Origin of the sequence: Leminorella richardii (assembly GCF_900478135.1) — a bacterium.
Lineage (GTDB): Bacteria > Pseudomonadota > Gammaproteobacteria > Enterobacterales > Enterobacteriaceae > Leminorella > Leminorella richardii.
In genome coordinates this window covers 1,222,172-1,244,499 of the sequence record NZ_LS483470.1, presented here as the reverse complement: position 1 = coordinate 1,244,499, position 22,328 = coordinate 1,222,172, and the positions used below count along the sequence as shown (strand labels likewise).

General features: G+C 53.7%; 20 protein-coding genes. 9 read left to right on the top strand and 11 right to left on the bottom strand.

The features are described from left to right. Positions 1-11 precede the first annotated feature (11 nt). Together cysG and DQM29_RS05930 are read right to left on the bottom strand one after the other, a co-directional pair. Positions 12-1,436, bottom strand: a complete 1,425-nt coding sequence (gene cysG / locus DQM29_RS05935; RefSeq protein WP_111739790.1) for a siroheme synthase CysG — start codon at positions 1,434-1,436, stop codon at positions 12-14. A gap of 178 nt (positions 1,437-1,614) precedes the next feature. Then, on the bottom strand, positions 1,615-2,388 hold the full coding sequence (locus tag DQM29_RS05930) for a tetratricopeptide repeat protein (protein ID WP_111739788.1): 774 nt from the start codon (positions 2,386-2,388) through the stop codon (positions 1,615-1,617). A gap of 173 nt (positions 2,389-2,561) precedes the next feature. On the opposite strand from DQM29_RS05930, the gene DQM29_RS05925 reads away from it, so the two are divergent. The 3 genes from DQM29_RS05925 to DQM29_RS18160 all read left to right on the top strand — a co-directional run bounded on the left by DQM29_RS05925 (position 2,562) and on the right by DQM29_RS18160 (position 5,214). Further along, positions 2,562-3,779 carry a carboxypeptidase-like regulatory domain-containing protein gene (locus tag DQM29_RS05925; RefSeq protein WP_111739786.1) on the top strand — a complete coding sequence of 406 codons (1,218 nt, stop codon included), beginning with the start codon at positions 2,562-2,564 and terminating at the stop codon, positions 3,777-3,779. 146 nt (positions 3,780-3,925) lie between these two features. After that, positions 3,926-4,792, top strand: coding sequence for a DUF3828 domain-containing protein (locus DQM29_RS05920; protein WP_170126496.1), 867 nt, complete (start codon positions 3,926-3,928; stop codon positions 4,790-4,792). Positions 4,793-5,046: 254 nt separating this feature from the next. Further along, positions 5,047-5,214 carry a hypothetical protein gene (locus tag DQM29_RS18160; RefSeq protein WP_170126495.1) on the top strand — a complete coding sequence of 56 codons (168 nt, stop codon included), beginning with the start codon at positions 5,047-5,049 and terminating at the stop codon, positions 5,212-5,214. A gap of 126 nt (positions 5,215-5,340) precedes the next feature. Here DQM29_RS18160 and DQM29_RS18155 read toward each other — a convergent pair whose 3' ends face one another. Further along, positions 5,341-5,484, bottom strand: coding sequence for a hypothetical protein (locus tag DQM29_RS18155; RefSeq protein WP_170126494.1), 144 nt, complete (start codon positions 5,482-5,484; stop codon positions 5,341-5,343). Between the two features lie 111 nt (positions 5,485-5,595). Between DQM29_RS18155 and DQM29_RS05910 the strand changes: the two genes are divergently transcribed. After that, positions 5,596-5,877: a YlcI/YnfO family protein gene (locus DQM29_RS05910; protein WP_111739780.1), complete on the top strand. Its 282-nt coding sequence runs from the start codon at positions 5,596-5,598 to the stop codon at positions 5,875-5,877. Next, positions 5,874-6,176: a type II toxin-antitoxin system RelE/ParE family toxin gene (locus tag DQM29_RS05905; protein WP_111739778.1), complete on the top strand. Its 303-nt coding sequence runs from the start codon at positions 5,874-5,876 to the stop codon at positions 6,174-6,176. The genes DQM29_RS05910 and DQM29_RS05905 overlap by 4 nt, the downstream gene beginning before the upstream one ends. 10 nt (positions 6,177-6,186) lie before the next feature. Here DQM29_RS05905 and DQM29_RS05900 read toward each other — a convergent pair whose 3' ends face one another. Genes DQM29_RS05900 through cysJ form a run of 3 tightly spaced genes read right to left on the bottom strand, consistent with a single transcriptional unit; the run spans position 6,187 to position 10,479 of the window. Then, a complete protein-coding gene (locus tag DQM29_RS05900) occupies positions 6,187-6,921 on the bottom strand; it encodes a phosphoadenylyl-sulfate reductase (RefSeq protein WP_111739776.1) in 735 nt (244 codons plus the stop codon). A gap of 28 nt (positions 6,922-6,949) precedes the next feature. After that, positions 6,950-8,665, bottom strand: coding sequence for an assimilatory sulfite reductase (NADPH) hemoprotein subunit (gene cysI / locus DQM29_RS05895; RefSeq protein ID WP_111739770.1), 1,716 nt, complete (start codon positions 8,663-8,665; stop codon positions 6,950-6,952). Further along, a complete protein-coding gene (gene cysJ, locus DQM29_RS05890) occupies positions 8,665-10,479 on the bottom strand; it encodes an NADPH-dependent assimilatory sulfite reductase flavoprotein subunit (protein WP_111739768.1) in 1,815 nt (604 codons plus the stop codon). The genes cysI and cysJ overlap by 1 nt, the downstream gene beginning before the upstream one ends. A 206-nt stretch (positions 10,480-10,685) precedes the next feature. Here cysJ and DQM29_RS05885 point away from each other — a divergent pair, with 206 nt between their 5' ends. Together DQM29_RS05885 and DQM29_RS05880 are read left to right on the top strand one after the other, a co-directional pair. Then, the gene (locus DQM29_RS05885) at positions 10,686-11,579 is read left to right on the top strand and encodes a fumarate hydratase (RefSeq protein WP_111739766.1); all 894 of its coding nucleotides are present in this window, start codon (positions 10,686-10,688) and stop codon (positions 11,577-11,579) included. Between the two features lie 2 nt (positions 11,580-11,581). Further along, positions 11,582-12,178: a FumA C-terminus/TtdB family hydratase beta subunit gene (locus DQM29_RS05880; RefSeq protein WP_111739764.1), complete on the top strand. Its 597-nt coding sequence runs from the start codon at positions 11,582-11,584 to the stop codon at positions 12,176-12,178. A gap of 70 nt (positions 12,179-12,248) precedes the next feature. Here the strand turns inward: DQM29_RS05880 and DQM29_RS05875 are convergent, their stop codons facing one another. Further along, a complete protein-coding gene (locus DQM29_RS05875) occupies positions 12,249-12,920 on the bottom strand; it encodes a GntR family transcriptional regulator (protein ID WP_170126493.1) in 672 nt (223 codons plus the stop codon). Between the two features lie 131 nt (positions 12,921-13,051). On the opposite strand from DQM29_RS05875, the gene DQM29_RS05870 reads away from it, so the two are divergent. Beyond that, positions 13,052-13,789: an SMI1/KNR4 family protein gene (locus DQM29_RS05870; protein ID WP_232054865.1), complete on the top strand. Its 738-nt coding sequence runs from the start codon at positions 13,052-13,054 to the stop codon at positions 13,787-13,789. 54 nt (positions 13,790-13,843) lie between these two features. Here the strand turns inward: DQM29_RS05870 and DQM29_RS05865 are convergent, their stop codons facing one another. From DQM29_RS05865 to DQM29_RS05855, 3 genes are all read right to left on the bottom strand, one after another. Continuing rightward, positions 13,844-15,202, bottom strand: a complete 1,359-nt coding sequence (locus tag DQM29_RS05865) for an MmgE/PrpD family protein (protein ID WP_111739758.1) — start codon at positions 15,200-15,202, stop codon at positions 13,844-13,846. Between the two features lie 56 nt (positions 15,203-15,258). Next, complete coding sequence (gene dcuC, locus DQM29_RS05860; RefSeq protein WP_111739756.1) at positions 15,259-16,650, bottom strand: C4-dicarboxylate transporter DcuC; 1,392 nt, start codon at positions 16,648-16,650, stop codon at positions 15,259-15,261. A 287-nt stretch (positions 16,651-16,937) separates the two neighbouring features. Further along, positions 16,938-18,128: a mandelate racemase/muconate lactonizing enzyme family protein gene (locus tag DQM29_RS05855; protein ID WP_111739754.1), complete on the bottom strand. Its 1,191-nt coding sequence runs from the start codon at positions 18,126-18,128 to the stop codon at positions 16,938-16,940. Between the two features lie 316 nt (positions 18,129-18,444). On the opposite strand from DQM29_RS05855, the gene copA reads away from it, so the two are divergent. After that, positions 18,445-21,357, top strand: coding sequence for a copper-exporting P-type ATPase CopA (gene copA, locus DQM29_RS05850; RefSeq protein WP_111739752.1), 2,913 nt, complete (start codon positions 18,445-18,447; stop codon positions 21,355-21,357). A gap of 99 nt (positions 21,358-21,456) precedes the next feature. Here copA and DQM29_RS05845 read toward each other — a convergent pair whose 3' ends face one another. After that, a complete protein-coding gene (locus DQM29_RS05845; RefSeq protein WP_111739750.1) occupies positions 21,457-22,083 on the bottom strand; it encodes a hypothetical protein in 627 nt (208 codons plus the stop codon). Positions 22,084-22,328: the final 245 nt, after the last annotated feature.

Genomic DNA, 22,328 nt, shown 5'->3' with positions numbered 1-22,328 from the left:
TCCTCTGTTATTCAGGCCAGATTCACTGCTGACGACCACGACGGCTGAGCACTTTCCGCCGCCGTGCGTTCGCCAAACCAGTGAAGTCGCTCGTGCAGGGCCGCCACTTCGCCAATGACCAACAGCGCGGGCGTCGGCGCCTGCTTTGCTAAAGCATCCAGTTCGCTAAGAGTGCCGCTCAACACCTTCTGATCGGCGCGGGTTCCGCGCGCGATAACGGCAATCGGCGTTAAAGGGCTGCGGCCGTTTTCAATCAGCTTTTGCTGAATATCCCGCGCCTTTAGCGTGCCCATATAAACCGCCAGCGTTTGTTTACCCTGGGCCAGCTGCCCCCAGTCCAGCCCGTCAACTCCGGCTTGGGCGTGGCCGGTGATAAGCGTCACGCTCTGTGAGTGTTCACGGTGGGTCAGCGGAATACCGGCATAGGCCGCCGCGCCTGCCGCCGCCGTGACTCCCGGCACTACGCGATAGGGAATCCCAGCCTCAAGCAGCACCTCAAGCTCTTCGCCACCGCGACCAAAAATAAACGGATCGCCGCCTTTCAGCCTGACGACTCGTTTCCCCTGTTTTGCCAACGTCACCAGTAGTCGATTAGTTTCTTCTTGGACAACGCTGTGGGCGCCAGCCCGCTTGCCGACACAGATGCGCTCAGCGTCACGACGCACCAGCTGCAAAATGTCGTCCGTCACCAATGAGTCATACAGCACGACGTCAGCCTGCTGCATGGCACGCAGGCCGTTGAGAGTCAGCAGCCCAGCATCTCCCGGCCCGGCTCCCACCAGCGTGACTTCACCGCCAAGAAGCGTATGTTGCTCTAGGCTTTCAGCCAGCTCTTCTTCAGCCTCTTCGAGGCGATGGGTTTCCACCAGCCCAAGAAAGCGGCCGCTAAACAGCCGTTCCCAAAAGCGACGGCGCTCGGCAATCGACGTCAGGCGCTTTTTCACCTGACCGCGCCAGCGGCCTGCCATCTCGGCGGCTCGCCCCAGCCCTTCGGGCAACAGAGCCTCTAATTTTTCTCGCAGAATGCGCGCCAGCACGGGTGCTTTTCCGCCGGAAGAAACGGCCACCACCAGCGGTGAACGGTCGATAATCGAAGGGAAAATAAACGAGCAGCGAGCGGGATCGTCGACAACGTTGACCAGCCTGCGGCGCTGATTGGCCGCCTGAAAAACCTTGGCGTTTAGCAGCGTGTCGTCCGTTGCGGCGATGACCAGAAACACATCGTCAAGCTGCTCAACGTCAAACTCTAACGCCAGCCAGCGAACGCGCTCCTCTTCCCGCAGCTTAGCTATCTCACTGCCCAGCTCGCGGGCGACGACAGCCACTTCAGCGCCGGCCTCCAGCAGCAGGGCAACCTTGCGGGCTGCAACCTCTCCGGCTCCCACTACCAGCACAGGGCGATGGCGCAAAGAGGCAAACAGCGGTAAATAGTCCACGACGACCTTCCGTTAGTTAACAAAGCGATAACCTGACTATAGAGAGGCGGGGGTGAGGAATGAAATGATGAAAAGGAATGTGATATAGCGGAATGGAATGAAAACGCCGAAAAATGGGAAAATAGTGCAACGGGCGAGGCGCATGCGCTTTTGTCATTCGCCTCGATCAGTCATACAGCTACCGGTTCTTCACGGTATAGTTTTTTATGTACTCAGCAGCCAGCAGCCTTGCTCGCTCAACGTCTTTCGCGTCGAGCAGACCTTCAATTTCTTTTTGCTTCACCTTCGCTTCGCTGTAGCCAATGATAGCCTCTGCGGCAGCATACCAAGCGTAGGACTGCACATAGTCCTGCTTAACGCCCTCACCGTAAAAATAAAGTCCGGCAAGATTGAACTGAGCTTCCCAAATCCCCTGCTCGGCGGCTTTTTGATACCACTGGGCAGCCTCAGTGTAGTCCTGCGGCACACCCTGAGCGTTATCGTAAATCGACGCCAGATTAAACTGCGCCATAGCGTGCCCGCGCTCTGCCGCTAGCCGATAGTATTCCCGAGCCTTGCGGTAGTTCTGGGGCAACCCACGCCCAAAGTCGTACATGATGCCGAGGGAAAACTGCGCGTTTGCGCTGCCAAGCGCCGACGCCTGTTCATACCACATCATCGCCTGCGGCAGGTTTTGAGGGACGCCCAGACCTTTTTCAAACATTACGCCAAGTCGGTAGAGCGCGTCGACGCTTCCCCGATCCGCAGCCCTGTAGTACCAGTCAAGCGCCCGAACGTAGTCCTGCGGGACGCTTCGCCCTTCGTCATAGGTTTGCCCAAGGTGAAACATTGCTTCAACGTTTCCTTCGGATGCCTGTTTCTCTAGCTCGGAGAGCGAGGGCTGAGCCGAAACGGATCCGGCAAACACCCAAAAGAAGCCGCCAACAAAGAGGGAAAGAAGACGTTTATTCATTGACGTACTCCGCCATCGTTACGGTTTGAGTTGAAGAAATCATACACAACAAAACGAGAGAAATAGTCACATTATTTTATTAGAATGGCGCAGCGCATTTGGGCGTTGGCCGCATAGAGATTTCCGAACTCGGCGCTCTTTAATCTATTCACGTCGCGAAAAGGATATCGCCTATGAAGCTGACACCCTATTTTATTGCCTTCTCAATCGCCGTCGTTTTATTACTTGGCGGCTGCGTCCCAACTCAAATCACGGGGCCGGTTGAAGGTCGAGTGACGGACAAAACCACAGGATTACCCATCGGTAATGCCACCATCACTTACAACGCCGCCGGGCGCACCTACAAAACAAAAACAACCAAATCCGATAACGACGGCAAATTCAGCCTTTCCGGGATCAACTTCTGGACACCCCCGCTTCCTTTTCTCGCCTGCTGCTCGGAGAAAACTGACGCGGCTCTGCGGATCCACGCACAGGGCTATTTACCTGACGGAATCACTGACGACGACACCCCTATTCCGGAAAAAATCGATATTGAGTTAACGCCGCTGGAAAAACTTTCCCCAAAGCAGGTGGTAACCTATTTCTACGGTCAATATTTTTCCTACAGTAGCGCGCTTTTTCAAAAGCCAGAACACAGCGACATCTATGGCCTGCTTATGCCCGCACTTCTTGAACAGCAGAAAGCCCTCGCCGATAAAGAGCGTGATTCAACGTACGTTGACTACTTTTTTAAAGTCACTCGCTGGGACAACGATTGGCATCGTGTAAACGTTATCTCCGAGAAAGTTGAGGGCGACAGCGCCCTGCTTATCGTTGAAATCGGTCGCTGGGTCGATTATAGAAATACGCGAATAAATAATCAGTTCGTTGAGAAACCTATAGAAACGCTAGCGGTAGCACTACAGCTACATGAGCAGCGATGGAAAATTTCAAGCGTTACGCTTGTCAGCGCAAAAGATCCGTGCAACGCCAAAAACGATACGCTGCCTAAAACAACCGTCAGGCAGTCCCCACAGGAAGCGGCAGAGGCGTTTTATCACTGGTATATACCCAAAAGCCTTTCCCATGCCTCCCCAGAACACAGCGATGAAATCGCCCACTACGTCACGGACAACTTTTTAGAGCAATTCCATCGCATTAGACTATTGGGCGATTACAACAGCTATTACTTTACTCAATCAAACGAGATGCTCAACGTTTGGCATTACTTCAAAAGCAAGCTTATTAACCAAGCGCCCGGTAAAGCGCAGGTCTTGATTGAATTAGGCGATCCCGATATCCCCATTTGGAACTGGAAAGATCAACCCTCTCAGCGGCTAAAGGTTACGTTAGCCCCCCACAAGAAAACGTGGAAAATATGCGCGGTAGAGCCTGTAAAAGTGAATTAATGCTATCTCAACCGGAATTAGCTCATGACGTTAGAAAGCCTGAAGCGCGGTCCATCGCCATAACGGCAAAAACAAAGAAACGATGTCTACTAACAAATTTACATCTGCCCGACGCTAAATGGCGTTACACAACAAAAGAACATGATATGACACTTCGCTTCTCAGCCGTTATTTTCCCCATCGCCCTCATTGGTACTCTCTGGTTACAGGGCGCTTCGGCGCAAAGCGCGCCAAATCTTCCACCCGCGCAGATCGTACAAAACTTCTACAGCTGGTACCTCTACGATGGAGACGCTATTTTTAAACAAGAAAATCGCAGCACGCTTGACGGGTTGCTCGTTCCTTCGCTGATAGAACAGCAGCAAAAGAATCTGGGTAAACCTCATCAATCAACCGATATCGACTACTTTCTTAAAGTTGGGCATTGGGATGACAGCTGGAACCGTGTTGACGTCATATCGACGAAGATTGACGGCGATCGCGCTCTGCTTACGGTAGAAATCGGCTTTCAGGGTGTACCTACGCCAATAGAAACGCTGGCCGTTGGGCTGGAGCAACGGGAAGAGGCGTGGAAAATTGTCGACGTTACCCTACTGGGCGCGAAAGATCCGTGCAGCGCGGAAAACGACACTCGTCCGGAGCAAGCTGACAAACAGTCACCGCAACAAGCCGCCGCGGTGTTCTACCGCTGGTATATGTCGATAGAACTTGCCGATAAAGAGGCGGAGGGCAGCAATGACATCCTCAACTACGTTACGGCCAACTTTTGGAACCAGCTCTACCGCATCCAATATCTGGGCGACGATGAAGGAAACTACTTCACCAAATCGCAGGACCTCCTTGACGACTGGCGGCACGTTAAAAGCGAGCCGATAAGCCAGACGTCGGATAAAGCGCAGGTCGCCGTCACGCTAGGCGGCGTTGAGTACCCCGCCAGGCACCTGAAGGTGACGCTGGTTCCCTATAAGGAGACGTGGAAGGTGTGTGCGATAGAATCCAATGAAACAAATTAGCGACAAGGACTTTCACCGTGACAACACAAAAAAACCTCACCATCGGTATTACGATAATAGTAATTAGCTGCTTTCTGCTTTGGTCGGCTTCCCTTTTTCAGAGCTATGTATATAGCCGGATTCACGTTAGCCGCGACTTGCTATTAACCATTTTCTGGCTCCTTCCTGCTAGCGCATCGTTTTTAGCCTACTTTCGACGCGCCCGCGCGCCGCTGTTAATCAGCCTGGGATATACCCTTCTGCTAAGTGTACTAATGTCATTAGTACATTTGATTCAGGGAGAAATAGGCGTCGCCATCGATTTTTCGGGAATCGATGGGCTGAAGGTCATCGGAGGGGTTTACTTTTTCATTAGCGCCGTTTCGATTGGCGCAGGTGGAGTCGTCGGCGCCTTAGCCCGCCCGGCGTTAAAGGGAAGATAGACGAACGACTGCTGTTATTGACCTACTTTACCGAAAACCTGAAATTTACATTTTACGACGTACCGTAAGCCGGCTTGCAACAGCGTGTCGATATAAATAAAACGCGCTGAAGACATCTCGCAAATTCTACATCTGCCTGTCCACTTTTTCTTTGTAATGCCCTACCGTCTCCCCCACATAAAAACGGCGACGGCGCAGGCCTGACGTCACTACGGCTTTCACATCAGCAAAGCAGGGACAAAGAAAATGGACAAATACGCACTCCGTCATGAACACAAAAAGCACGTCCGCCTCGGGCTAAAATCCGGTAGCGGCATTTTGACAAGCGTCAGGCAAAACGACATAATGCATTACGTTTGTAATACATTCTCGAGGTCCATTATGTCATTCGCCAAAACTGCCGTTTTCCCTGCCGTACGCGTCACCGCCGACGCGCGGCGCGCCGTTGAAGAAGTGCTGTATGAAGGCGAAAGCCTGTCGGCGTTTATCGAGCAGTCAATAGAGTTGAACGTCGCCAGAAGGCAAGCGCAGGACGCCTTTGTTGCCCGGGGCCTCGCCTCGCGAGACAGCGCCAAAGCCAGCGGAATTTACTACAATGCCGAATCGGTGATGGGTGAACTGGACGATATCTTAAAACAGGCGCGGGATACTCATCGTCAATGAGCTACCGTATTCGCTTCACCCAAGAAGCCAGAGACGACCTGCTTCAGCTGTATGCGTTTCTGGCCGAGCGGGACGTTGATACCGCAGAGCGCACAAGGGAAGCCATCGCCAAGGGGCTTGCCTTATTGCAGGACTTCCCCTTTACCTGCCGTAAGGTTTCTCCAGACGGCTCCCCTTTCCTGCGCGAACTGCTGATCGCCTTTGGCTCATCCGGCTACGTCGCCCTGTTTGATATAGAAAGCGAAGCCACCGTTACCGTGCTGGCGGTACGGCACCAGCGAGAGGATGACTACTATTAGCCTACGGGACTTACTCTTCGTGCAGGCCGCACTCCCGCTTTAGACCAAAGAAACGCGTTTCTTCTTCGCTCATGCCCGGCTCCCATTTGCGGGAAGTGTGGGTATCACCCACGGACAGATAGCCCTGTTCCCACAGAGGATGATAGCTCAGGCCGTGCTCTTGCAAATAGCGGTAAACCTGCCGGTTGTCCCAGTCGATAATGGGCAACATCTTGAAGATACCGCGGGAAATCGCCAATACCGGAAGCTGGCTGCGGCTGCCAGACTGCTCTCTCCGCAGCCCTGAAAACCAGACTGACGCGTTAAGTTCTGCTAGAGCGCGGTTCATCGGCTCAACCTTGTTGAGCTGATTGTAGCGCTCAATGCCGTCCACGCCCTGTTCCCATAGCCTGCCGTAGCGTTCCTCCTGCCAGGCAGGGGAAGTGGCTGCGCGATAGACCTTCAGGTTAAGCGCCAGCCGCTCGGTCAATTGGTCAATAAAGCGATAGGTTTCCGGAAACAGATAGCCGGTATCCGTCAAGATAACAGGCATATCCGGCCGCAGACGAGTCACCAAATGCAGGCTGACCGCCGCCTGTATGCCGAAGCTGGACGACAGCACTTTGTTTTCCGGCAGGTTCTCCAGCGCCCAAGCGATACGCGCCTCGGCGCTGAGCCCTTCAAGGTGGCGGTTAGTGGGTGCCAGCGCCTCCTTTTGCTGCTCCCGGTCTAAGGTGTTTAGCCAGGCGATATCCAGATTCAGCATGGTATTCCCCTATCTTGACTCAGTCATATCAGTCATAAAAGTCGCGCGCCGAGTCAACGACTGGCTTAACGATGCCCGCCCGCACGGTAAAGTCCCCAAAGCCTTCATTCGCCTCCCTTTCCTCAGCCCAGCGAGCGACAAGCTCGTCTAGCTCGGACAGGATTTGCGCCGACGTCAGATTCTCCCGATACATGCGCGGAATGCGGGTACCTTCGCGGTTACCGCCGATATGCAGGTTATAGCGGTCTAGCGCTTTACCTACCAGTCCAACTTCTGCCAGCATTGCTCGACCACAGCCGTTCGGGCAGCCGGTCACGCGTAAAATAATGTGGTCATCCGCCAGGCCACGTTTGGCCATAATAGTTTCAATTTCAGTGACAAAGCCGGGCAAGAAACGCTCAGCCTCCGCCATCGCCAGCGGGCAGGTGGGGAACGCCACGCAGGCCATGGAGTTCTTACGCTGTTCACTCACTCCGTCGTCAATCAGCCCGTGCTCGCGCGCTAGTTGCTCAATATGGGCTTTATCTTCCAGCGATACGCCGGCCACAATCAGGTTTTGGTTCGCCGTCAGGCGGAAGTCCCCTTTATGGACTTTAGCAATTTCCGCCATACCGCTTTTTAACGGCCTGCCCGGGTAGTCCAGCAGGCGTCCGTTTTCAATAAACAGCGTCAAATGCCAGCGCCCGTCAATGCCCTCAACCCAGCCAATGCGGTCACCGCGAGACGTAAACTGATAGGGAACAATCGGCTCAAAGCGCACTCCAGCCCGCTTTTCCACTTCGGCCTTGAAGGCCTCAACGCCAAAGCGTTCAAGGGTATATTTGGTTTTGGCATTCTTACGCTCAGAGCGGTTACCCCAGTCGCGCTGGGTCGAGACCACGGCCTCAGCAACCGCCAGCGTATCTGCCAGAGAAATAAAGCCAAACTCCGACGCCTTGCGCGGGTAAGTCTGCCTGTCGCCGTGGGTCATCGCCAAGCCGCCGCCCACCAGAACGTTAAAGCCGACCAGTTTCCCGTCTTCGCCGACGGCAACAAAGTTGAGATCGTTCGCGTGCAGATCGACGTCGTTATCCGGCGGGATCACGACGCTGGTTTTAAACTTGCGCGGCAGATAGGTGGCACCGAGGATCGGCTCTTCGTCCGTAGTGGACTGCTTTTCACCGTCCAGCCAGATTTCTGCATAGGCGCGGGTTTTCGGCAGCAGGTGTTCGGAAATCTTCTTCGCCCACTCGTAGGCTTCCTGATGCAGTGCCGACTGCACAGGGTTGGAGGTGCAGAGCACATTGCGGTTGACGTCCCCTGCCGTAGCGATGGAGTCCAGCCCCAGTTGGTTCAGCATCTGGTGCATCGGCTTGATTTTGCCCTTCAGCACGCCGTGAAACTGAAACGTCTGACGGGTCGTTAGCCGAATACTGCCGTACAGTGTCTCTTCCGCGGCGAATCGGTCAATTCCCAACCACTGCTGCGGAGTAATAATTCCACCGGGCAGCCGGCAGCGCAGCATGACGTTTTGCAGCGGCTCAAGCTTTTGTTCTGCCCGCTCGGCACGCAGATCGCGGTCGTCCTGCTGGTACATGCCGTGAAAGCGGATCAGCTGGAAGTTGTCGCCCCGAAAGCCGCCGGTCAGGCCGTCTTTCAGATCTTCCGCAATAGTGCCGCGTAAAAAGTTGCTCTCGCGCTTCAGGCGCTCGTTGTCTGAAGGTGGCCCTAAAGGCTCCCCCGGCTGTCGTTGCTCATTGCTCATTAGTAAACATCCCGCTGGTAGCGCTTCTCGAGGCGCAGTTCAGTTAAAAAGTCGTCGGCCTGTTCTAACGACAAACCGCCGTGCGTTGACGCAATGTCCAGTAAGGCCTGTTCCACGTCCTTAGCCATACGATTGGCGTCACCGCAGACATAAAGGTGCGCACCGTTTTGGATCCACTGCCAAAGTTCGCTGCCGTTTTCACGCAGCCTGTCCTGAACGTAAATCTTTTGCGCCGAGTCCCTCGACCATGCGAGATCGATGCGCGTCAATAGCCCGCTTTTGGCATAGCGCTGCCATTCCACCTGATAAAGAAAATCGGAAGTAAAGTGTGGATTGCCAAACAGTAGCCAGTTTTTTCCTTCCGCTCCGGTGGCTTCCCGCTCCTGCATAAAGGCGCGGAACGGGGCGATACCGGTGCCGGGACCAATCATCACGATCGGCGTATTGGGATCGTCAGGCAGTCGGAAGTTATCATTTCGCTCAACAAAAACCGCGATGTCGCCGTCTTCCTGTAGCCTGTCGGCCATGTAGCCCGAAGCGCCACCGGTACGCTCCTGACCGTCGATAAAGTAACGCACTACCCCTACCGTCAAGTGGACTTCATCCCCCACTTCTTCCTGAGAAGAAGCAATAGAGTAAAGCCGAGGAGAAAGCGGGCGCAGTGTCTCTGTCAATTCAGTCGCCGTTAGCGATGCCGGAGCTCGGTGTACCATGTCGATAATCGGTGTATTTTCCACATAGCTTTGTAGCGCGAGCCGGTCTTGCAGCAGCGCATTCAGTGTCGGATCGTTGGCAAATCGGGCGTAGCGCTCTACTACCGCAGGCGCGTTTTGCGTCAGCTCGTAGCGGTAAGACAGCGCCTCTCTCAGAGACTGCTTTTTGCCCTGAACGTCAACGGGTTCATCTCCGGTCAGAGAAAGATCCGTCAAAATCTGTGTAATAAGCTGAGGGTCATTTTGAAACCATACGCCCAGCGCGTCACCCGGGCGGTAGCTCAAACCAGAATCGCCGAGGTCAATTTCAATATGGCGAACGTCTTTTTCCGAGTCTCGAGCGGTAATTTTTTGGTTCACGCTGAGGGAAGCCACCAGCGGCTGTTCACGGCTGTAGCGTTCAACCTCTGCTAGCCTGCTTTGTCCTGCAACAGAGGCTGACGATGCTTGACGAGTCTCACCGATTTCTTGCTTCAGCCGCGCGACAACGCTTTCGCGCCATGCCTTCGCCCGTGTTTGGTAGTCGACATCGGCATCAACCCGATCGAGCAGACGACGACCGCCCAACTGAGCCAAACGACTGTCAAAGTCTTTCCCCGTTTGGCAAAAGTTTTCATAGCTGCTGTCACCCAGACCAAACACGGCAAAGTCGGTTTCGGCTAGCGCGGGCACCTTTTTGGAAAACAGGAACTTGTGCAGCGCAATGGCCTCTTCCGGCGGTTCGCCTTCGCCCTGCGTTGAGGCAACAACGATCAGAAATCGCGCTTTGTCGATTTGCTTGAACTTATAGTCCGCAGCGTTAACCAGCGTTACCGATAGGCCAGCACGCTGAAGATCTTCTTTAAGCTCTGCCGCCAGCCTGCGCGCGTTACCGGTTTGCGACACGGAAAGCACAGTAACCGTCTGGGGTGCGGCCTCAACCGCTACAGCAGGCTTTACTGCGGCTGCAACCGTACCTTGCCCCTGCGCCGCAATGCCCCACAGGTAACCGGAAATCCACGCAATCTGCTGCGGCGTCATGCCGGCTACAGTGGAAGAGAGCTGAGCCAGCTGCTCCTGAGGTATGGGCAGAAGCGGCACGGACGTTGCCTTGTCAAACATAGCGGTATGAATTCCTGAATGATTGTTTTAGGTAAGGATATCTATCGGGGAGTGGGCCAAGAAAGAATGGTTAGGCATATTTCATAATCAAAAGGCATATAGCCCGGTTTTTTCTCCTCTGGCGCGCATTTCATTTCGAAAATCATTGCATTCCTTCAAATCATATATAATATATTATTTACCAGTGCCAACCAGAGGATAATAAAATGAGAGAGCTGGGCATTACCTATGAAGAGGTTTACGACCTCCTTCACCACGCCTGTACCACTATTTCACCCGACGTGCTCCACCTGATGAAAAACGCCGCTCGCGACGAAACCCATGAGGAAGCCCGGGTATTTCTGGAAACAATGATCGAAAACGTCGCTCAGGCGACAAAGCTGGATAAACCTGTCTGCCAGTCCCCCGGTTACCCTACCGTTTGGATTAGCTTCGGGCAGGCGTTCAATATGGATCCGCTGCTCAGCTACCTTCCCCGCGCGCTCACCGAAGCCACCAAAGCGGGTTTGATTCGCCCCAGCATCGTCCACCCGTTAACCCGCCACAATCCGGGCGACAGCACCGGTAAGGGCGTCCCTAACGTTGAACTGCGCCACGTGCCGGGTCAGGAATACGTGGAAATTATCCTGAGTGCTAAAGGGTGCGGTGCCGAACTTGGCAACGTGTCAAAAATCCTAACGCCGGCAACCCTCGGCAAAAACTATGAAGGCTTAAAGCGACTAGTGCTGGATACCGTGATTAACGCCGGTGGCTTCCCCTGCCCGCCGTCCGCTATCGGCATTGGCCTTGGCGGACAAATGGACGTTAGCGCCAAACTCAGCCGCGAGGCCATCAGTACCAGAAACTGGCTGGATCACAACCCCGATCCGCTGCTGGACCAGTTGGAAACCGAGCTGCTAGAAGACATTAACAAACTTGGCATTGGCCCTGCGGGAATTGGCGGAAAAACCACCACTCTGGCGGTCAAAATGGCCTATGCGGCTACCCATACCGCCATCTGCCCGGTCACTATCAATTTCCATTGCTGGGTCGCCCGCCGCTTTGGCGTTCGTATCTACCCAGACGGACGACGCGAAATGCTCTTTCAGGTGGAGGAATAATCATGGCCGTTTATGAACTTACGCTTCCCCTTCGGGATGCCGATATAGAACAGCTCAATATTGGCGATGCGGTGTACCTTACCGGCACCGTCTGCACCGCCCGAGACATGGGGCACCTCAACATGCGAGAGCTGGTGGACAACGGGCGCCCGCTGCCGGAAAACCTACAGGGCGGCGCGATTTTTCACGCGGGTCCGGTCATGGTGAAAGACGCCGAAGGCAGCTGGCAACTGCGCGTTATCGGCCCAACGACGTCGATCCGCATGGAGCCACACGCTGAGTTTGTCGGCCAGCAGGGCGTCAAGCTGATTATCGGCAAAGGCGGTATGGCCGGTGACAGTCTGGCAGCGTTTAAAAAGTATAAGCAGGCCTATCTTCAAGCTGCCCCAGGCTGCGCGGTCGTGCTGGCCGAAGGCGTCAAGCGCGTAAAAGCCGTCCACTGGCTGGAAAACGGCATGCCTGAAGCCATGTGGGTGATGGAAGCCGAACGCTTTGGCCCGTTTATCGTCACAATGGACTGCAAAGGCAACAGCCGCTACGACGCGGTGAAGGCGAACGCTCGGGAAAAAGCGGACAAAATCATGCAGGAAAAAGCCTGATTATTAAGCCTTTCTTAGTCATAGAAAATACAAAAGGCGGCCAAGCCGCCTTTTTTACTGCACGAACACGTTAAGATTTCGCGTTCTCCTGCTCTTTAAGCAGATTAGAGAAATAGGCGTGCAGCTTGTCGTAAGAGCGGGCTTTGTGGTTATACATCAGCTCAGCAATCTCTTTTCCCTTCTTCTGCTCAATAAGCCGAATCATTTCCCGGTGCTCTTCCAAAGAAACGTTAACCACCTCAGGAAACAGATCAAAGATAGTTTTCGTGCGCCGCTCGTTGCGTAACAGTTCGCTGAGCAGTTTTTTCAGGTAGGTGTTATCACTAGCTTCAACGATCAACTGGTGAAATTCTCGGTTGGCGGTGGAGTAGTCAGAATAGTTTTTCTCTTTCGCCATCTTCTCACACTTTGCGTGTACCGCCTCAAGCTGAGCTATCAGCTCCGGCGTAGCGTTCTCTGCCGCCAACCGAGCAGCCAGAGGCTCAAGGGTCTTGCGAATTTCCAGCATGTCCTGCATTTCTTTTACTGACAGCTTTTTGACTCGAGAGCCTTTGTGCGGGCTCATCTCGATCAAATCCTCAGCCGCCAGCTCTTTCAATGCCTCGCGCACGGGAATATCGCTGCTGTCGTACATGCCCGCCAGCTGGTGGATCACCAGACGAGAATCGGCCTTTAGCTCACCGGATAAAATCTTGTGCTTCAAATCGAAGTAGATCGTCTTCGCTTTTGTTTTCGTTATCATCGTCATTAGAAACCAAACGTAAAATGTCAGGTAGAGAAAATCGCTGTAACTGTACCTAATTTTACTAAATTGACAGGGAAAAGAGTAGAATAGTTTTTATTAATAAGCGATTAGAGAGAGAAAATAACACAATGGACTCATCGCCTTTCTCAATAAATACGCATAGTACCGATCATAGTACCGCTCTCTGTAAAAACGGGGGCGCATTTGATGAACAGATAAACATCAGTATGCAGCTTTTAGAGGAAAATGGAATTTTTCTTACCGAAGGCATGACCGAGCAAGAATTGGACAACGCAGAGCGCTGCTATAACATAAAATTTCCCGCCGACTACCGAGCATTTTTGTCCGTATGCCTGCCGCTCTATGATTATGACTATACGGACTGGCGAAATATGTCAGAAAAATACGTTAAATATATCCAAACCAAAATGTATGAAGGCACAATTGATGGCGTGTTATATACAATCACCAAGCTAGGCGGCTGGTTGAACGCCTGGGGAAATCGCCCTGATAGTGAAGACGACGCTATCGCGCTGGCTAAATGCCAAATACAGAAAAGCCCTCTTTTTATTCCTATCAACGCGAATAAATACCTTTCATTAACCTCAAAGCAGTGCGGAAATTCGGTCTACTCGATTCACGATGGCATTGACGTCATCTGCTACGGCAGAGATCTTTGGGACTATTTTGATCTTCGCTACGGTGACAATAGCGATAGCCGCGAAAGAAACGTCGACCTAAAGAAAGCATCCGAGCCTATCCCTAAATACAATACGTTTGTTTATCATAGCATTAATAATTTCTTTTATCAGGGGAATAGGCATTACGACGAAAGTGGGATGCCCATAAAACAGGACGTAATTTAAAAGGTTAAAGGCGTGTGATGCATCCATTTTTTACACCAAACGCCTTTATACGCTCTACCGTATTTTTTTCAAATATGCCACCAGCGGCGCAATATCGCCACGCTTATCCATACTCTTGATAAACGCCAGCACTTCTTGCGAGGCCTGCCGATCCACGCTCTGGGCAGAATGTAGGAACTTTTGCTCCAGCATGGGAAAGTCAACAACGTCGGTAGCGTCCATCACCTCTTGTAGATAGGTGGTTCCATCCTCCATAACAACGGTAACGCGAGCCTGTCGCTTGGGAAAGCGCGCCGTAGCTTCTTCAGACTCAACCACTTCGATCTTGCTTGCCAACGCCAGTACGTCGGGATCGTTCAATACGTCAGGCTGAAACTCTGCCAGCGAGACTTGGCCAAACGTCAGGGCAACTGCAATGCAGTACGGCAGAGAAAACTTGGCTTCATCCTCGTTGCCCGCCTTTAGCGCCGCCGTCAAAGAAACGGAAATCCGATAGGTTTCCACCTTGATGTGGGCAATCTTGTTCGCCTGCGGCGCGTGGGTTTTGATCAGGTTAAAAATAGCGTCCAGCGGTGAGTTGGTGTGGCCACAGGAGGCGTAAACCTTATAAAACGCGGTATCAGAAAGCAGCCCCTCTTCCGTCGGCTGTTCAAGATACTGTAGCGAATCAGCGCTGCTGGTCGCCTTGACATAGCCCTTTTCGCCAACGAGTGCCTGGGGCGATCCAGTGAAGCCGTCCTTTGCCAGCACCGCTGCGTAAATGCCGTTCTGGCAGGCGTTGCCGACGTTCAGAGCCTTAGCGTGTGAGCCGAACGACGCCACCAGCCCGCTAGCCAGAGTTGCGGCGATCCCCAGCGCACTGCACGTCTGCTTCGGCGTCAGCTTCATCAGCCTTGCTGCCGTCGCCGCAGCGGCGAAGGTTCCGCAGGTGCCGGTCGTATGCCAGTGGGCGTAGTGGGAAGGGTTAACCGTCTGCCCTAAGCGAATGTAGACGTCGTAGCCAACGATCAGCGCGCTTAAAAATTCAGCGCCGCTCACCTTAAGGGATTCTCCCAGCGCCAGCGCGACCGGAAGCGTGACAGAGCCGGGATGGCCTATCGCCTTGCGGTGACCATCGTCAAGCTCGGACACGTGACCAATAATGCCGTTGACCATTGCCGCCGTTGCCGCGGGATAGCGCTCTTCCGAGCCAATCACAGAGGATTCTGCACATCCGCCAAAGCGCGTAAACGTCTGGCGAGCGATGTCACACTGAGGATAGTGAGCACCAACGACAGCACAGCCCAGCCAGTCAATAACGCGATACTTCATGTCCTCTATCAGGCGCTCGGCGATTCGTTCAGTGCGACAGTTAACGATAAAGTCGGCCAGCTCTTTTTGAATAGTCAGGCTTTTTTGGATATCTACCTGCATGATTTACTCCCTATGGGCCCGCCAGAGCGGCGGGCCTTATCAGAGACAGTGCACCGTTAAGGCAGCACGATAGTGAAGGTAAGAATAAAGTTAACCAGCATACACAGAATCAGCTGGATAGCGTTTCGCTTGACGATCTGGAACGGCGACACGCCCGCAATGCCCGCAACGGCCACAATGGCCCCAGTAACCGGCGACATGGTGCGACCAAATCCGGTCATGGTTTGCAGCGGTAACAGCATGGCGGCTGACGGAACGCCCATCTTGGCGGCAATACTTGGAATAAGCGCCGCGAAAGAGAAGAACGGTGCGTTGCCGGAGCCCATCAGGAAAGCAACCGCGCCGATAATCAGGCTCATCAGAATAATCATGAAGCCTGCTCCCAGCCCTGCGCCTTCTACACCGTTGATCAGCGAATCAACGGCACCGATGGCAATCAGGCCTTCGCCGAACACCTGACCTGCGATAATCAGCGCAACGACAATTGTCAGCTGTTTACCAAGCCCATCGAAAAATGACTTCATGCCGCTCAGCACTTCAAAGCCGTTACGACGACGAATAAACTCAAACAGCATCGCAACAAAGGTGCTAAGAACGATAGCTGACGGCACACCCACTTTGATGTTAATGCCAAACTGTCCAAGCACAACCGGGTTGAACAGCAGCAGAATAACCAGCGGTACGATAGGCAACAGCGCATAGATTTTTGGTACCTGATTGCCTTGCCCTTCCTGTTCCTGACGGAATTTTTCCTGCAGTACCAAGTCTTCTGGATCTGGCCCTTCACGGCGTTCCCAGAATCGCTGCACAAAATAGTGAGAAACCAGCATGGTGAGCAGCAGCGGGAAGTAAATCTTCATCTGCCAGCTTAGGAAGTATTCTGCCCACTCAATACCGGCGGTTTTCGCCGCCAGCAGGCAGTTGGCAGAGCCTGGTCCTAAGTCAAAGAAGCGGCTAGAGCCGATGATGGCTACAGCCGTCAGACGGGAGACGCCCGCACGGATCATAACCGGGTACAGCGTCACCATCAGCATCAGCGCCAGCCCAGACGCGCTGGGAATAGCCATGCCGATAAGCTGAGAAACGATAAACCCTACACAGGCCAGAAGATAAGGTGACTTAATGTACTTCAGCGGCCCGCCGACAACCGCGTACAGCGCCTGACCGGCGTTGAGCGTGTCCATATAGCGAGAGAAACCGCCCATCGCCATAATCGCCAACCCTAGCCCGCCAAGGTTGCTCGACATGATGTTTTGAACGACTTGGAAAATATCAAAGAAACCGCTGCCTGTTGACTTTTTCAACGTCAGGCCGGGTCCCAGATCGAGAAGAACCGATGTTCCCAGCAGGAAAACACCGGCAACCAGCAGCACTGCGGTCGCGTACCCTTTTCGCGCTATCATCCAGGCGACCCATGCGATGACAACAAGTGCTATTGTTAATCCCATGCTTCAACTCCCCGCATCGCCGGAGATAACCATGTCCGGTTCTGCGCAAATAACCCACTGTCAGTAGTTGAGAGGCGTCTGCGCTATAGCGATTTACCTCTCCTCCTTCGGGCCGCCGCCGCTGTTTAACCGTAACTGAATAGTGCCTTAGATGCGTTGTTTTTGACAACAGCTGTCTCCGGCGAATGCTTGCTGTGCCCCATTCGCTGTGAACAGTGTGCTTTGATTTATCCGCATCCGGCGTTTCTCATCGGCTAAGGGCGGCAGCCCTGCTTAACGGCCGCTTGTTACTTCACGGTCTCTTTTGGTGATTCAGCAATAGACTTCTCGGTCAGCTCCTGTCCGATACCCGGCAGGTCAGGAATGCTGTACTGGCCTTTCTCCGGCAGGTAGTCGTACTTACAGGTGGCACGGTTGCCGTCCAGCAGCGCATAGCGGTGCAGTTCGTGAATGCCAAAGTTAGGGATTGCGCACTCTAACTGCAGCGCCGCAGCCGTCATGATTGGGCCGCCGCACACGTGGATCTGACAGGTAGTATCGTAGATGTGCCCCATGTCGCAGATCTTTTTCGCTTCGCTAAAGCCGCCACAGGTGCCGAGATCCGGCTGAATCAGGTCAATGATGTGTTCTTCAAAGTACGGACGGAAACCCCAGCGAGTATAGATACGCTCACCGGCAGCGATAGGAATGTTGACGTTTCGCTTCACTTCCCTTAGCTGACCGTGGTTCAGGTTCATCACCGGTTCTTCATAGGCGGAGATGCGAAGTTCTTCAATCATTCGGCCAAAACGAATGGCGGATGCGGTGTCCGTCAGCGCGTGCGCCTCAACGATAATATCAACTTCGTCGCCCACCGCTTCGCGAATGGCCTTCAGGCGCTTATAGCCGACTTTCAGTTCGCGATCGCTGAATACGCCGTAAAGGTTGCTTTTCTTCACGCCGCCCTGCTCGTTGATTTCGTTAACGTCGACTTTAATCGCGTCATAGCCGTCTGCCAGAGCCTTTTCCGCTGCTGCCGCGTACTGTTGAGGCGTAGTCAGAATTTCCTTTTTCTCCGCATCGCCCCAGCCAAACTGCAGCTGGCTCGCGTAGGTGCGCAGCGTATCGCGGCACTTACCGCCTAAAAGCTGATAGCAAGGGACGTTAAGGGCTTTCCCTTTGATGTCCCACAGCGCGACGTCAATGGCGCTCATACCGGCAGAAACAACGGTACCGCCCCCCTGTCCCCAGAAGGTCTTCTTCTGCATTTTGTCCCAGATCTTTTCCGTCTCCATCGGGTCCATGCCGATAATGATGCTGGCAAGATCTTTCGCCATGCCGAACCCTGCAGAGGCGCCTACGCCGTAGGCCATGCCCACTTCACCAAAGCCGGAAATGCCTTCATCGGTGTTGATACGTACAACAACGGGGCGCCACTTGGCGACAGCGGACTGCAACGGGTTTTTCACATCAATGATATCAACGCTGACGATTTTCATTTTGATTCTCCTTGGAGTGACTGAATACAACCAATTGAAAGTAAAAACAGAGTTTTTGGTTCGTTCTGAATCTCGAAAATAATATATGATATATAATATATGATGAACAGAGATTAATCGCACCTTAACGCAAAAAGGTGAGCGAGATCGCAATCCTCTTTTCTTCCCCCAAACAAATCGGTCTCTGAAAATCCCCCACAAAAAAAGATTATTTTTTATCCTTGACCTTCCTGTTGCTGGAAGGTTTAGACTTAACCACGATGAAAGAATCCTCTTACTCCCGGCGCCGCTGGGAGACAGACTCAGGAGTTACGCGATGCAACACACCACCGTTTTACAACTGACCGGGCTGTCCTGTATGGGCTGTGCTGGAAGAGTAAAAAAAGCGCTGGACGCCCTGCCCGGCGTTCAGTCCACTGACGTTAACGTCACCACAGCCAAGATCGTTGGGGAAGCCAAAAACGCCGCCCTCATCGCCGCTGTCGAACAGGCGGGATATCAGGCACAAATTGCACAGCCTGACGTGGTGTTGGCTTTGTCCGGGCTTTCCTGTGGTCACTGCACTGGCAGAACCGCCAAAGCGCTGGAAGCGGTCGACGGTGTGATTGCCGCTGACGTCGCGCTGGATAAGGCTGAGATTTACGGAACAGCAGCGGCAGAAGCGCTGATCGATGCAGTGAAACAGGCGGGTTATGAAGCTTCCGTCGCAGGTGCCTCTGAGCAAACCGTCCATTTGGCACTGGCGGGGCTTACCTGTCAGCACTGCGTCGGCGTCACTAAAAAAGCGCTGGAGTCCGTAGAGGGCGTAAGCCACGCTGACGTGAGCGTGACTCACGCGACCGTTACCGGTAGTGCATCACCTCAGTCACTGATTGACGCCGTTGTTCAGGCGGGGTACGAGGCCGCCATTAGTGACGGAGCCGTCAGCCCAAAATCTGAGCCGCTTCCTGCATCAGACACGCCGGAACCAGCGATAGCGGCAGAGACTCTTACTCCGGCGACACCGTCCGATGATGAAGACAGTGTTCAGTTACTCATTAACGGCATGAGCTGCGCCAGCTGCGTCAGTAAAGTGCAAAAAGCGCTGGAAAGCGTGCCCGGCGTCGCACAGGCGCGAGTAAACCTCGCTGAGCGCAGCGCTATGGCGTTCGGTAATCCGAAGTTTGACGAGCTGGTCAGCGCGGTTGAAAAAGCGGGCTACGGTGCAGAAATCATTCAGGACGAAGAAACTCGCCGCGCGCGTCAACACGAGACGTCGCGCCAAAACATTCGCCGCTACCGCTGGCAGTCTGCTCTGGCTTTAGCCCTGGGTGTCCCGCTGATGGTGTGGGGCATGTTTGACAACAACATGATGGTGACCGCTAACAACCAGACCTTCTGGATTGTCGCTGGGCTAGTCACGCTCGGCGTGATGATTGCCGCAGGCGGCCACTTTTATGTTAACGCAGCCCGCAGCCTGAAAAACGGCAGCGCAACTATGGATACCCTGATTGCGCTGGGCACCGGCGCCGCCTGGATTTACTCCATTAGTGTCGCTATCTGGCCTTCGCTCTTCCCTCACGAGGCTCGGCACGTCTATTTTGAAGCCAGCGCTATGATTATCGGCCTGATCAATCTCGGTCACGCGCTGGAACAGCGGGCGCGTCAGCGATCGTCCAAAGCCCTTGAGCGGCTGCTGGATCTGACGCCGCCGACCGCCAGAGTGGTTACTGAGCAGGGAGAGAAAGTGTTGCCGCTGTCGGAAGTTCAGCTGGGCATGACTCTGCGACTGACGACGGGAGACCGGGTGCCGGTTGACGGAGAAATGCTACAGGGCGAGGTCTGGATGGACGAAGCCATGCTCACCGGTGAAGCCATGCCGCAGCAAAAGTCCGTCGGTAGCTCACTGCACGCGGGCACCGTTGTTCAAGACGGCAGCGCCCTGTTTCGCGCTAACGCCATTGGCAATCAAACCACGCTGGCTCGCATCATCAAACTGGTGCGGCAGGCGCAGAGCAGCAAGCCGGAAATCGGCCGACTGGCGGACAAAATTTCCTCGGTGTTTGTCCCGGTTGTGGTCGCCATTGCACTGCTAAGCGGCCTGATCTGGTATCTGGTAGGCCCACAGCCGCAGCTGGTGTATACGCTGGTTATCGTCACCACTGTGCTGATTATCGCCTGCCCCTGTGCGCTAGGGCTAGCGACGCCGATGTCGATTATCTCCGGCGTTGGGCGAGCCGCTGAGCTGGGGGTTTTGGTACGCGATGCCGATGCGCTCCAGCAGGCCAGCGGCGTAGATACTGTGGTGTTTGATAAAACCGGCACACTGACCGAGGGCAAGCCGCTAGTCAGCGATATTCACCTGTTTAGCCATCATGACGACGCTCAGGTCATTCAGTTCGCCGCCGCTCTGGAACAGGGAGCAAGCCATCCACTGGCTCACGCCATTATGGCAAAAGCTCAGGGGGCGGATCTCCCTGACGTTAGCGACTTCCGCACCCTGCGCGGGCTTGGCGTAACCGGTAAGATTGGCAACACCACGCTAATCCTCGGTAACGAAAGACTGCTGCAAGAGCAGGGAGTCGATACACAGGCTGCGGCACAGGCGATTGGCAAAGAGGCCGCGCTTGGCGCAACGCCGGTGCTGTTGGCGGTGAACGGCGAGCTGGCGGCGGTGCTGGCAGTTCGCGATCCGCTGCGGGCTGACAGCGTGTCTGCGCTGAATCGCCTCCACCAGCAGGGCTATCGACTGGTGATGCTGACCGGCGACAACCCGATTACAGCCAATGCCATTGCTCAACAGGCAGGCATCGACGAAGTCATTGCTGGCGTACTGCCGGACGGTAAGGCCGCGGCCATTGAGCGCCTACAGCAGGCGGGGCACAAAGTTGCGATGGTAGGAGACGGCATTAACGACGCTCCCGCGCTGGCTCGGGCTGACGTCGGTATCGCCATGGGCGGCGGCAGCGATATCGCTATCGAAACGGCAGCTATTACGCTGATGCGCCACAGCCTTGAGGGCGTTGCCGACGCGCTTGCCTTGTCTAAGGCAACGCTGCGCAATATGAAGCAAAACCTGCTGGGTGCCTTTGTTTACAACTCACTGGGCATTCCTATCGCCGCAGGCGTGCTGTATCCCCTGACGGGCACGCTGCTTAACCCGGTTGTAGCGGGTGCCGCCATGGCGCTGTCGTCAATTACCGTGGTTGGCAACGCTAACCGGCTGCTGCGGTTTAAGCCCAATCGCTGACAGACAGCGAACGGCCTACAAAAACGAAAAAAGCCGCCATCTTTTACCAAGGATGGCGGCTCTTGCATTCTCCCAATGCCTCAGGAAAAGGTAAAAAAATCAGATAACCGCGGCCATTTTGGTAAACCACGGCTGTTGGCCCGGGCAGTTGTTAATTTGAGGGATATTGTCAACGTGCTTTAACGTCAGCTTACCCTCTGCATCTTCAGTTATTTTATACACTCTCAAATATTTCAACGTGATCGGATCTACCTTCTCCATATCAACCATCACGTAATAGAACGCCCCGGCTTCGGGTTTAAACGACACTAGGCTCTCGGATACTTTACTTATATTAGGAAACGACCCTTCTTGTTTCACGAAGCCAGTGTATATAGTTCTGATCGAAATATTATCCTTAGCGCTAACCCAAAACTCAGCCCTATTCTTCGACATCCCTTCAACCTCAGGAACGCCGATGAATTTATTATCGGGAACCGAATCTCCATACAGATTTCCTGATACAAAGCCGTTACGCTCAGAGTAAAGGTCTATACATCTTAACGTTTCAGGATAAACCCGAACTTGCCTATCGAATTTAGAAAAGGTAGAAGTGAACGTCATCCCAAAGGCAATGCCGACGCGATCGTCCCCTTCGTAGTCTTTTAGGCTTTGGTTATATGTTGTGATGGTTGAGCAACCGGTCAACAAAAACAAACAGGCGGCAACAATGGTAAAAGCTTTCACTCTCGGATCCTTACCTAGACTTAATGATTTCCAATTTCCGAGGAAAAATCTAAAGTAAATAACAAAAAGTCACAACAATAATAATTTCACTTCGCACACAAATGACATGATCAACCTTATTTACAGCCTGTTAATAACACTAGCTGGGCGCCGCTAACCTCTACAACTCATCATATCTCCTTGTCTGATTCGTCATTACCTGATAATACGTTTAAAGTAGATTCACTGCTTAAGGCCTGCCATGA